Origin of the sequence: Ralstonia sp. 1138 (assembly GCF_040544795.1) — a bacterium.
Classification (GTDB): Bacteria; Pseudomonadota; Gammaproteobacteria; order Burkholderiales; family Burkholderiaceae; genus Ralstonia; species Ralstonia flatus.
In genome coordinates this window covers 1-12,583 of sequence record NZ_JBEPKQ010000001.1, presented here as the reverse complement: position 1 = coordinate 12,583, position 12,583 = coordinate 1, and the positions used below count along the sequence as shown (strand labels likewise).

The following is a 12,583-nucleotide window of genomic DNA, read 5'->3' as shown; positions in this document are numbered from 1 at the left end:
CGCACATTCGCCCTTCGCATGGTGCGGAGTCGGCGATGCGAGTGTCCTTCAACGGAAGAGAAACATCATGCCCCGCCAGACCCCCATCGAGCGCTATCGCAACATCGGCATCTCGGCGCACATCGACGCCGGCAAAACCACCACGACCGAGCGCATCCTGTTCTACACCGGGGTCAATCACAAGATAGGCGAGGTGCATGACGGCGCGGCCACGATGGACTGGATGGAGCAGGAGCAGGAGCGCGGCATCACCATCACGTCCGCCGCGACGCACTGCATGTGGCGCGGCATGGCGGGGGACCGCCCGGAATACCGCATCAACATCATCGACACCCCGGGCCACGTCGATTTCACCATCGAGGTGGAGCGTTCCATGCGCGTGCTCGACGGCGCATGCATGGTCTACGACTCCGTGGGCGGCGTGCAGCCGCAGTCGGAGACCGTCTGGCGCCAGGCCAACAAGTACAAGGTGCCGCGCATCGCGTTCGTCAACAAGATGGACCGCATCGGTGCGGACTTCTTCCGCGTCGAGCGCCAGATGCGCGATCGCCTGAAGGGCAACCCGGTACCGATCCAGATTCCCGTTGGCGCGGAAGACGGTTTCCGCGGCGTGGTCGACCTCGTCAAGATGAAGGCCATCGTGTGGGATGACGCCAGCCAGGGCGTCAAGTTCGAATACACCGACATTCCCGAGGAGCTGAAGGCCACCGCGCAGGAATGGCACGACAAGATGGTCGAAGCCGCTGCCGAGGCCGATGAAGCGCTGCTCGACAAATATCTTGGCGGCGAGACGCTCTCCGAGGCCGAGATCAAGCGCGCCCTGCGCCAGCGCACCATTGCCGGCGAGATCGTGCCGATGCTCTGTGGCTCCGCGTTCAAGAACAAGGGCGTGCAGGCGATGCTGGATGCGGTGGTTGACTACCTGCCGTCTCCGGTGGACATTCCGTCCATCCAGGGCCACGGCGAGAAGGACGAACCCCTCGAGCGCCATGCCAGCGACACCGAACCCTTCGCCGCCCTCGCCTTCAAGATCATGACCGACCCGTTCGTCGGGCAGCTCGCGTTCTTCCGCGTGTACTCGGGCAAGATCAACTCGGGCGACACGGTCTACAACTCGGTCAAAGGCAAGCGCGAGCGCCTGGGCCGGATCCTGCAGATGCACGCCAACCAGCGCGAAGAGATCAAGGAAGTGCTGGCCGGCGACATCGCGGCTGCAGTCGGCCTGAAGGACGTGACGACCGGCGAAACGCTGTGCGATCCGGAACACGTCATCGTGCTGGAGCGCATGGAATTTCCTGAGCCCGTCATCAGCCAGGCTGTGGAGCCCAAGACCAAGGCCGACCAGGAAAAGATGGGCATCGCCCTGAACCGACTGGCGCAGGAAGACCCGTCGTTCCGCGTGAAGACGGACGAGGAATCCGGCCAGACCATCATTTCGGGCATGGGCGAGCTGCACCTGGAAATCCTGGTCGACCGCATGAAGCGCGAGTTTGGCGTGGAAGCGACCGTCGGCAAGCCGCAGGTGGCCTACCGCGAAACCATCAAGAAGGCCGCGGAAGACGTCGAAGGCAAATTCGTCAAGCAATCGGGCGGACGGGGCCAGTACGGCCACGCGGTCATCACGCTGGAGCCGAACGAGGGCAAGGGCTACGAGTTCGTCGACGAGATCAAGGGCGGCGTGATCCCGCGCGAGTTCATTCCGGCGGTGGACAAAGGCATTCGTGACACGCTCAACACGGGCGTGCTGGCGGGCTATCCGGTGGTGGACGTGAAGGTGCGCCTGACTTTCGGCTCGTACCACGATGTGGATTCGAACGAAAACGCGTTCCGCATGGCTGGCTCGATGGCGTTCAAAGAGGCCATGCGCAAGGCCGGTCCCATCCTGCTTGAACCGATGATGGCCGTGGAAGTGGAAACGCCGGAAGACTACATGGGCAACGTGATCGGCGATCTGTCATCGCGGCGCGGCATGGTGCAAGGCACCGAAGACATTCCGGGCGGCGGCGGCAAGGTCGTGCACGCCGAGGTGCCGCTGGCGGAGATGTTCGGCTACTCCACCAACCTGCGGTCGCTCAGCCAGGGCCGCGCGACGTACACGATGGAGTTCAAGCACTACGCTGAAGCACCGCGCAACGTGTCGGAAGCCGTGATGGCAGCCAAGAAGGTCTGACGTTTTTTTGCTTGATCCGCTGCGGCCGCCTAGCGCGGCCGCAGTGCTTTGTGCGTTAGCCCGCAGGCAGGTTTTCTACGCAGAAATCGATAAACGCATGCACCTTCGCCGGCAGGTAACGGCGCGACGGATACAGCGCGTACAGCGCAAAGCGCTCGTCCGGCCAATCAGGGAACAGGTCGACCAGCTGACCGCTGCGCCGCAACGCTTCCGTACCGAGCGCCATCACCTGGGCGATGCCGGCGCCGGCAACGCATGCCGCGTGCATCGTACGCACGTCGGACACCATCAACCGCCCGGCGGGCCGGATCTCGATGCGTTCATTCTGGCGCCAGAACTCCCATTCGTACGGGCGCCCCGTCACCGGGTTGTAGAACAGGATGCGCTCGTGTGAGGGCACATCGCGCGGGTGCGCCGGCTTGCCGCGCCGTGCGATGTAATCCGGCGATGCCACCGTCACGATGCGCGTCTCGACCAGCTTGCGCGCCACGAACGAACCCACGGGCGGCGGCCCGAAGCGAATCGCCAGATCGAACCCGTCGGCAACCAGATCGCCGACGTCGTCCCGCATGATGAGTTCCAGCGACAAGTCCGGATGGCGCTCCAGAAAACCGGCCACCGGCGTCGCGAGGGCCATCCGCGAAAAAAACGGATCGACATTCACCCGCAAGCGCCCCTGCACCGCGCCCACCGCACCGGAGGCCATTGCCGCAGCGTCGGCGATGCCCGTCAGGTGTGGGCTGACCTGTTCGTAGAGGCGGCGGCCTTCGTCGGTGAGCGTGAGCGAACGCGTCGTCCGCTCAATCAGCCGCACGCCGATGCGCGCTTCCAACCGGCTGACGGCGCGGCTCACTCCGGACGGGGACAACCCGAGCGCATCGGCCGCGCGCACGAAGCTGCCACTTTCCACGACGGCCGCCAGCAGCGTAATGCCGGAGAACAATTGCCCATCGAACGTCATGCAATTCCTTTCCTTCCGTAGCTATTACGGGAGTTTTTTCACGAATGATTTGCATGGTACACACTTTATTCAAAGATCGGCAATCGGCACCATGGCCGTCCATCGTTCATGACAACCGAAGGAGCCGCGCATGCAACATGCATTGAAGACGCAAGGTGTTTCCATTCCCCGGCTGGGGCTTGGCACATTCCGCATGGCCAGCAACGTGTGCCAACCCGCCGTCGAGAGCGCGCTGGCGCTCGGTTATCGACACATCGACACCGCCGCGATGTATGCCAACGAAGACGCTGTCGGCGCGGCCATGGCCGCCTCGGGCCTGCCGCGCGAAGAGGTGTTCGTCACCACCAAGGTCTGGCATGACCAGCTTGCGCCGCGCGCCGTTCCCCTGGCGTTGGAGCAGAGCCTTGCCAAGCTGAAACTCGATTACGTCGACTTGTATCTCGTCCACTGGCCCGCGCCCGGCATGGACATGGCGGCAACGATGGAAGCGATGATGGCGCTGCGTGAAAGCGGCCGCGTGCGGGCCATTGGCGTGTGTAATTTCAACCTGCCGATGCTCAAAACCGCCATCGACACAATTGGTGCGCCCCTGGCGTGCGTGCAGGTGGAATACCACCCGTTTTTGGACCAATCGGCGCTACTGGGCTACCTGCGCGGCAAGGGCATTCCGCTGACCGCCTACGCGCCGCTGGCCCAGGGGCGCGCGGCCGAAGATGCCACGCTGCAGGCGATTGGCCGCAAGCATGGCGCGTCGGCATCACAGGCGGCTATTGCATGGTTGCTGGACCAGCCCGATGTGATCGCCATCCCCAAGGCCGAGCGGCGTGAAAGCCAGCAGGCAAACCTCGACGCACTGCGGCTGCGCCTGGACGACGCCGATCGTGCCGCCATTGCCGCCTTGCCAAAGACGCTGCGTTACGTCCAACCGGCCTTTGCGCCGGATTGGGATGCCGTGCCGGCCTAACGCAGCCAGATCAGCCACGCGTACACGATGCCCGCCGCAGCCAGTAGAAACGGCATCGAGTACGCGTGAAACACCCACCACGCCCGGCGATCGCCCAGCATGCGCAACGCAATGAGGTTGGCCAACGACCCGATAAGCGTGCCGAATCCGCCCACGCTGACCGCAAAGGCAATCATCGGCCAGTCATGCGAATACTCGGCCAGCAGGATCGCCGCCGGCACGTTGCTGATGATCTGCGACACGCCAATACCCGCCCAGTACAGATGCATCGGATTGCTCAACGCCAGTGCATCCAGCGCCTGCCGCACGATGCCAAGCTGCGCCACCAGCCGCAGGTCGATGAACATCAGCATGAACACGAGCAGCAGGCCCCAGTCCACCCGCGCCAGCACATAGCGCGCGCCGATGAGGTATAGGACGATCAACCCGGCTGCCGCCACCAACGGGTGACCCAGATCGGTCAGCACCAGAAACGGCACGTACAGCAAGAGCGCGGGCACCAGCAGGCGCTTGTGCAATTCCACGTCAGCGGTTTCGGCATGCAGGTGGATTTCGTGCGAGGCAAAGGCCAGCCACGTCACAACCAGCAGCAAGGCCATCAGCAGTACGACCATTGGCGTCATCTGCCAGACGAACGCACCAAACGACAGCCCCGATTGATGCCACAGGAAGAGGTTCTGCGGGTTGCCGATCGGCGTGAGCGCCGAGCCCGCGTTGACCGCCAGCGCCTCGAATATCACCAGCCGCGCCACCGGCAGACTGGCGACCTGCCGCAAACCCACGGTGAGCGGCACGATCACGAACAACGCCACATCGTTGGTCAACACGGTCGACAGCGCTGCCGAAGCCGCTACCAGGCTCAGGGCCAACACACGCTGGCTGCTGACCACTTCGACGAGCCGGCGGCCGAGCAACTGCAGCATGCCGCTGGCCTCAACCGCTTTGGTCAGGATGAGCAAGCCGGCCAAGGCCGCAATGGTGTGCCAGTCAATCAGCGACGGATATTCAACGATGCGCTTGGGCGCTACGAGGGTCAGCGCGCCGCAGAGGACGAGCAGCGCCCAAAAGAAAACGTCTTGCTTGAGGTTGTGCCAGAACGGCGGGTGTTGGGGCACGGCTTGCGCCATGTGCTTGCGTGGCGGATCGCCGTGCATACGAGGAAAAAAAAGGAAACGTTGGCGCGGGCGCGCACAAACCAGCGGAGCGCAGTTTGCAGGCCGATTGTAGAGCGGCTGCCTCTTGCGCTCAATTGCGAGCCGGGCGCGCTAACACGTGCCCGGCCGCTTACCAAAGGACTTCGCTTACGATTCGCGCGAACCCGAACCGCCCGGACGGTCTGAGCCACCCGACGAACCGCCTGCACCTGGCCGGTCCGAGGACGTCATGCGAGAGCGGTCCTCTGCGCTGCCGCCGGCATGCGGTGCACCTTGCTGGCCAGCCTGGCTATGCGAGGCGCCCGGATGATACGCCGACTGCGGATGGCGCTCCGGCCCGCGATATTGGCCAGCCAGGCCATGACCGCCGCCCGTGCCGCCCACCGAGCCGTGCTCCGATCGCTCGTGGCCGGCATCCGCCCCGCCGCCACCTTGCGTCGGCTGAGCCGGGTGATTGGCGATCACGCGCTCGATTTCGGCGACGGCTTCGCGCGGAGCCAGAACGACCTCCAGCCCCAGCGCGCCGGCCACGGCCATCAGCGTCGACAGGCGGGGATCGGCACGACCGGATTCCGCGCGCAGATACGCTTCGCGAGAGATACCGGCCATCTTGGCGACATCTTCCTGTTTGAGCTTGCGCGACTTGCGCAGACTGTGTAACTGCTTGAAAGGCTGTTCCATCTGTTCGCTCCTGCACCTGAGATGGGAAACACCGCCGGGTCTGGACCCGAACGATGGGCTGAAAATATGCGGATTGGGTTGAACTGCACCTTCATCCGCCGTCATACACAGCGCGACGACGGCATGCGTCTGATCTATGCACGCCGTTGCACACGTTTTTGGGGGTGGCCTCCGTGATGTGTTTTCTACAGAGTAGACGTAATTTCGACTGCACCCAATATCGACGCGTGATGAAAGCGCATCTCATCCACCATGTTTATGGTGACAAGGCGGCTTGAGGGTCAGTTCCCTCGTAGATGCCGCTTTCTTCGCTTGGCAGACCATTTTTGTGATCCCTCAAGCGCAAATCCTTGCACCCGCACCACGTTTCGTCGATCCGCGCTTGCCCTATCCACCAATCGGAGGGGGCTCGGCGGGAGAGAACCGCTTGAGCCTCCTGCGTCACGGTCAGGCGACGGCGCGTGCCTCTCATCACGCAATTGCCGTGCCGGAGGTGATGCGACGGGCAGTTGTGGGAGGGGGCCGGATTAATGGAAATCGCGGCTAGAAGTGGCGAGCCGTCCCAAAAGTGGGGTCAGATCCACCAGATGCTGGGCGACAAGGTGACGGGTTTCGCGCTCACATTGCCACTTGCCGTAGACGCCCAGCAGTTGGGCGTTCAACACTTCGCGCCGCTGACGCTCGATCAAGTGGGGCCAGAGGATGACGTTGATGGCGCCTGTTTCGTCTTCAATGGAAACGAAGATCGTGCCGTTGGCTGTGCCCGGTCGCTGCCGCACCGTGACAATGCCGCAAGCGCGCGCCAATTGTCCGTTGCGATAACCGGCCAGCGTGGCCGCAGTAGCAAAACGCATACGTTCGAGCCGTGCGCGCAGCAGCTTTAGCGGATGGCTCTGCAGTGACAAACCAAGGCTGCCGTAATCAGCCATCACCTCTTCACCAATGGGCGGCGCGGGTAGCTCGAGCGGCGCCTCCACCGGACGGGCCTGCCGCAGCAGCGCGTGATCGTGGCCGGGCTCCTGCAGGGCGAGCGTTTGCCAGAGCGCCTGACGACGGTGGCCGGCCAGCGACTTCAGCGCATTGGCTGCGGCCAGCACGTTCAGGTCGTGACGGTCGAGCGCGGCACGATGGGCGAGATCCTCCACACTGGTAAATGGCGCCTGGGCGCGAGCCGCTTCGATGCGCTCGGCAGCCGGCTTGCGCATGCCTCGAATGCGATTCAACCCGAGGCGGATATCGGGCTGCACCAGGCCATTCTCACCGACCTCGCCATCGGCGCGGAGATGCAGCGTGCTGTCCCAAACGCTGGCCGTCACGTCCGCCGGCAGCACGCGCACATGGCTGCGCCGCGCCTCCTGCACCAGTTGCGAGGGTGAATAGAACCCCATCGGCTGACTGTTGAGCAACGCCGCAAAAAACGCCGCCGGCTCGTGGCATTTCAGGAAACTGCTGACGTAAGCCAGCTTGGCAAAGCCTGCCGCGTGGCTTTCGGGGAAACCGTATTCGGCAAAACCTTCCATCTGTTTGCACAGCGCGTCGACAAAGGCAGGGTCGTAGCCCCTCTTCTCGACCATCGCATGCACCAGACGCTCCTGATGCTGCGTGAGATTGCCCTTGCGCTTCCAGGCGGCCATGTCGCGGCGCAGGCGGTCTGCGTCATCTGGAGTGAAATCTCCGGCCTTCATGGCGATCTCCATCACCTGCTCCTGGAAGATCGGCACACCCAACGTGCGTTCGAGCACGGCTTTCACCTCGGGACCGGGGTAAGTCACGCAATCGGTGTTGCCATTGCGCTTTGCCTCTCGCCGCTGCAGATACGGATGCACCATGCCGCCCTGGATCGGCCCGGGCCGCACGATCGCCACCTGGATCACCAGGTCGTAATACTCGCGCGGGCGCAGACGCGGCAGCATCGATTGCTGCGCGCGCGATTCGATCTGGAACACGCCGATGGTCTCGGCGCGGCAAATCATGTCGTAGGTTTCGGTATCGCCATCGTGCAGGTTCTGCATGGCGAGCTTGGTCGTCGCGCCGTAGTGCTCGCGCCGTCCGGGCAACGCATCCACCATATCGAGCGTGCGGCGAATGGCCGTCAGCATGCCCAGCGCCAGCACGTCCACCTTCAGCAGGCGCAGCGATTCGAGATCGTCTTTATCCCACTGGATGACGCGGCGGTTTTCCATCGCGGCGTTCTCGATCGGCACCAGGCGCGAAAGCTTGCCCTGCGCAATCACGAACCCGCCCACGTGCTGCGACAGATGGCGCGGAAAACCACGCAACTGGTCCACCAACTGAGCCCAGCGCAGCACCAGCGGCGATTCCGGATCCAGCCCCTGCTGGCCTGCGCGCTGCGTAAATTCCTTGCGGCTGTCCCACCACGCCTGCCCCTTGGCCACCTGCTCGATGATGCCCAGGTCGATGCCGAGCGCGCGGCCAACGTCACGCAATGCGCTACGCGTGCGATAGGTGATGAGCGCAGCTGCCAGCGCGGTGCGTGTCACACCGTATTTTTTGTAGATGTACTGGATGACCTCTTCGCGACGCTGATGCTCGAAATCGACGTCGATGTCGGGTGGCTCATTGCGCGCCCGCGAAAGAAAGCGTGCGAACAGCGTGTTGCCGCTGTCCGGATTCACCTCGGTAATCCCCAGGCAATAACACACCGCCGAGTTGGCCGCCGAGCCGCGCCCCTGGCAAAGAATCCCCTCGTTGCGCGCAAACTTCACCACGTCATAGACGGTCAGGAAAAACGGCTCGTAACCCAGTTCGGCAATCAGTCCGAGTTCCTCCTGAATCTGCTCGCGCACCCTCTCCGACACACCATTTGGATAGCGTCGTGCGGCACCAGCGAGCGTTTCGGCATGCAGGTATTCGGCCGGTGTCATGCCCTCCGGCACGACTTCGCTTGGATATTCGTATTCGATCTCGTCGAGAGAGAAATTGCACAACGCCGCCAACTCCACCGTCCGACGCAGAATCTTCTTCCCACGCTCGCCTTGATAGAGAAACGAGAGTTGCACGCGCGTGCGCATCGCCTGTTCAGCGCTGGGCGCAAGTTCCAAACCGCACTCGGAAAGCGGTTTGGACAACCGGATGGCGGTCAGCACGTCGTGCAGCGGCTTGCGTTGACGCGTGTGCATCTGCACGCCGCCGGTCGCCACCATGGGCACATCGATTTGTTCCGACACCGCCGCGACCGTGCCACGATGGCGGTCATCCGCGTGCCGCAGCGGCAACTCCAGCGCAATCGATAGTCGATCACCGAACACGCGCTGGCACCACCACGCCTGCGCCAGCAATTGCTGCGGATCAGGATCGTAATCGGGCAACAGAATCGCCAGGCAATCGGGCGCGCCGCGCAGGTGGGCAAGGTCCCCTTTAGGCGCGGCCAAATCGTCGGCCAGCAAGCGGTATTCGCCCTTGGGGGCAGCCAGCCGCGCATGCGTGATGATCTCGCTCAGGTTGCCGTAACCCTCGATGTTCTGCGCCAGCAGCACCAGCCGCAGCCAGGGTTCGCCATCGGCATTGCGCACCGTAAAGCGGCTGCCGATGATGAGCTTCAGCTCATACTCCTTGGAGGCAACAAGCGCTCGCGCGGTGCCGGCTACAGAGCATTCGTCGGTCAGGGCCAGCGCTTCATAACCGTAAAGCTTGGCGCGCTCCACCAGTTCGTGCGGATGCGACGCGCCGGTCAGGAACGTGAAATTGCTGATGCAATGCAGCTCGGCATAGGCAGGCAGCGTGGGAAATGGCGTGGCCGAAGTCATGACTGCTTAGCCGAACAAACCATGCAGATACCAGCGGGCGTCCTCATCTCCCGCGCTGGCCGCGCCTGCGGAAACGCGCTCGCGATACACCCAGTAACGCTCGCCTTTTCCTCCTTCGGCGATGAAGTAATCGCGCTTGATGAGATCGTCGTCCCACCAGCCGGATTCAATACGCTCAGGCATCGACACCAGCCGCAACCGCCCTCGGTAATACGGATAATGCTGGCGTGTCAGCAGCGGGATCGGCTTCTCCAGCAGCCACAGCGGCCGCTCCGGCTGCTGCGCATGCCATTGCGCCAATGCCTGACGCGCGGCGGCACGGCTCTGCGCGGTGGTCGCGGCATTCACCTCGACCCAGTGGTTGGCGCGCTCGGGGCGATGGTCGGCACACGGCTGCGGATGAAGTACGTTCTCGGCACCCAGCCGTGCGATCAGCGTGTCGATCAAGCGTGCAGCGTCTTCAGCGCGACCACCGGGCTCGGGAAACAGCGATTCCGTAGGCGGCGCGAGCGGCATAGCGTCGGTCACCGTCAAACGCAGTTCGACCACCGGAGCGATCAGCGTGAGCCGATGCACGCGCTCGTGCAGCACCCGCGACAAGTGCGCCAGCGTGCGAACCGGCTGCGCCAGCGCGATCTCCACCGGCGTGCAGGAGGCGGCATCTTCACCGCTCCGGCCGCGCCGGCGTTCGTGCTCCAGCGTGAGTCGGTACGTCTTGGCGCCCAGTTGAAGCGCCGACAGCCAACCGACCAGCTGCAACAACAACTGCTCCGCGGCGGCCAGCACACCTTCCGCGTTATCGATGCGGCCAGACAATTCCAACGGCACATCAAAGCGCAACGGCGCGGTAAACCAGGTAAAGCTTTCGTGCCCGTTGCCATATGCCGCGTCGAGCGTATCTACGAGCAACGGCCCGCAGCGCCGCCGCAGGCCACTACGTGGTAACTCCCGCAAATCGGCCAGCGTGCGGCAGCCGAGGCCTTCAAGCCAATCGGGCCGCGTGAGTCTCGCCACCGCATCGATCGGCAATTGATCAAGCAACGCCGACAGCCGCTCCTGCCGAACCGCCCTCCTCGCGCGCCCGTGACGCCCTGCCGTGCGACGACGGCCACGCATCGGCGCCGGCCGCGCACTGGCAAGCCATGCCGCGCCGCGTGCCGTCGGCCCGGTACCAAGCTGCGGCATGGCGCCCAACCGAACCGCGCAATACTTCACCGCCCGACACAGCGCGCGATGTCCACCGAACAGGCGCAAGCTGGCTTCCACCTCCAACAACACGGTCGCCTCATCCGCCACGTCCAACGTGACATGCGGCGTGAATGCCAGCAGCGCCAGCGCCAGCGATTGCAGCAACCGCGTCTCGGCCGCTACGTCACGATCAAGCTGTATAGCGTGCGGCACCAGCGCCTGGGCACCCGCCCGACGCAGGCCCGCGTGTACGCCCTCGCGCATCGCCAAACGGTTGGCCGATACCACGCGCTCCTGCTCCAGCACCACCACCGGCAACGGCAGCGCGGCCAGATCAGACCACCGGGGTCGAAGCGCGTCGAGAGGGAGACGGGGCAGATGCACCGCGATCCAGAACGGCATGATCGGGAGTGTTTGGATCGGAAACGTCCGACAAAGCGTCGAACGCCACAGAAGACGAAGGAGACGAAAGCGCGGCCAGCAATTTCGCCGTGGCCGGATCCATGATGAATGGTTCGACGGGCGGAACAGGCAACGGACGCACGGAGGCGCGACCGGCCCGGAGCGGATCCGCCAATGGCAACAGCAACGGAGATTCACGCAACGGCCCGCGCCGCTTATGAAAAAGGATGGACAGAGCATCGGCGCCAGCCGGCTCCAGCCCCAGCCGCAGCACCGCCGGCGACGACTCTCGTTGCGCATGAGCCGGCCGAAACACCCAGATGGCGCTCTCGCCGGCCTGTGCCAACACTTGCAGCCTGCGCAACGCCCCTGGACGTGCCCGGCTCAACCAGATCAGCACGCCATCGAAAGCCTTGCTGCGTAGAAGCTGCTCGGCGGCCCATAGAAGATCAGCCGACTCGCCAGCACGCACCCAGACGATTTGTTCAGGAGAAAAATCCCAGCCCACCAGCCTCACTGCATTCGGCAGATGCGGCGGCGCGACCAGCGCAATGCGGCGGCCGTTCATGCTGAGCGTAGACAGCGCCGGGCGCAGCAATCGACATTCACCAATACCGGATTGCGGGCACAGCAGCTCGGTCAATCCACCGAGAGGCCAACCACCGCCAGGTAGCTCAGCATCCAACGCGTCATATCCAGTGGCCAGAACACGTCCGTCGCCTCGCGCCAGATGGCCTGCATTCCACAACGCCGGATGCAGCGTTTCTGGCAATAACACCGCCGGAGCTTTCCGTGCAGCCGGACGAGAGGCAGGCGCCGTGTGCCCAGCGGCGACGGGATATTCCGCCACACCTTCGGCGATGGAAAGAGACGGGGACAACGCAAACATGGAAACGCCAAGGCAAGCCGATGAATACTGTATAAATATACAGTATCACAACTTTTCTTCAACGCAGCCTAGTTTTGCGAATGTGTCGCGAGCCAGCGATAGCCCCCCTCAAGCATTGGCATCGAGGTGATTCGAAACGAACATCGCGAAAAGTGATGGTCTTTCCCTTGCCAATAAAATTGGCGTAAAGATCACTTTTAAATGGGATTTGGCAGGGAGGTTTGGGCTCTGACTCCGGGGGCCTAGGATGCGCCAGGAGGAGCTGAGTATCGAATCGGAGCGCGCAAAGGCAAACACCCCAGCTCTTGGGGAGAGCTGGGGTGTTTAGATGGAGAGCCTGGCGATGACCTACTTTCACACGGGAATCCGCACTATCATCGGCGCGGAGTCGTTTCACGGTCCTGTTC

8 protein-coding genes are annotated in these 12,583 nt (G+C 63.5%); 2 read left to right on the top strand and 6 right to left on the bottom strand.

The features are described 5' to 3' along the window. The first annotated feature begins 67 nt into the window (after nt 1–67). Nucleotides 68–2,170, top strand: a complete 2,103-nt coding sequence (gene fusA, locus ABIC76_RS00040; RefSeq protein WP_354532528.1) for an elongation factor G — start codon at nt 68–70, stop codon at nt 2,168–2,170. 55 nt (nt 2,171–2,225) lie between these two features. Here the strand turns inward: fusA and ABIC76_RS00035 are convergent, their stop codons facing one another. Beyond that, entirely contained in the window at nt 2,226–3,131 is a 906-nt protein-coding gene (locus tag ABIC76_RS00035; protein ID WP_354532527.1) for a LysR family transcriptional regulator, read from the bottom strand. 130 nt (nt 3,132–3,261) lie between these two features. On the opposite strand from ABIC76_RS00035, the gene ABIC76_RS00030 reads away from it, so the two are divergent. Continuing rightward, entirely contained in the window at nt 3,262–4,095 is an 834-nt protein-coding gene (locus ABIC76_RS00030) for an aldo/keto reductase (protein WP_354532526.1), read from the top strand. Here ABIC76_RS00030 and ABIC76_RS00025 read toward each other — a convergent pair. From ABIC76_RS00025 to imuA, 5 genes are all read right to left on the bottom strand, one after another. Beyond that, the gene (locus ABIC76_RS00025; RefSeq protein ID WP_354532525.1) at nt 4,092–5,249 is read right to left on the bottom strand and encodes an SLC13 family permease; all 1,158 of its coding nucleotides are present in this window, start codon (nt 5,247–5,249) and stop codon (nt 4,092–4,094) included. The two genes, ABIC76_RS00030 and ABIC76_RS00025, sit on opposite strands and share 4 nt — an antisense overlap. A gap of 147 nt (nt 5,250–5,396) precedes the next feature. Beyond that, on the bottom strand, nt 5,397–5,930 hold the full coding sequence (locus tag ABIC76_RS00020) for a helix-turn-helix domain-containing protein (RefSeq protein WP_027678870.1): 534 nt from the start codon (nt 5,928–5,930) through the stop codon (nt 5,397–5,399). A gap of 527 nt (nt 5,931–6,457) precedes the next feature. Continuing rightward, a complete protein-coding gene (locus ABIC76_RS00015; protein WP_354532524.1) occupies nt 6,458–9,697 on the bottom strand; it encodes an error-prone DNA polymerase in 3,240 nt (1,079 codons plus the stop codon). 6 nt (nt 9,698–9,703) lie between these two features. Next, entirely contained in the window at nt 9,704–11,287 is a 1,584-nt protein-coding gene (locus ABIC76_RS00010) for a Y-family DNA polymerase (protein ID WP_354532523.1), read from the bottom strand. Then, on the bottom strand, nt 11,220–12,176 hold the full coding sequence (gene imuA, locus ABIC76_RS00005; protein ID WP_354532522.1) for a translesion DNA synthesis-associated protein ImuA: 957 nt from the start codon (nt 12,174–12,176) through the stop codon (nt 11,220–11,222). The genes ABIC76_RS00010 and imuA overlap by 68 nt, the downstream gene beginning before the upstream one ends. Nucleotides 12,177–12,583: the final 407 nt, after the last annotated feature.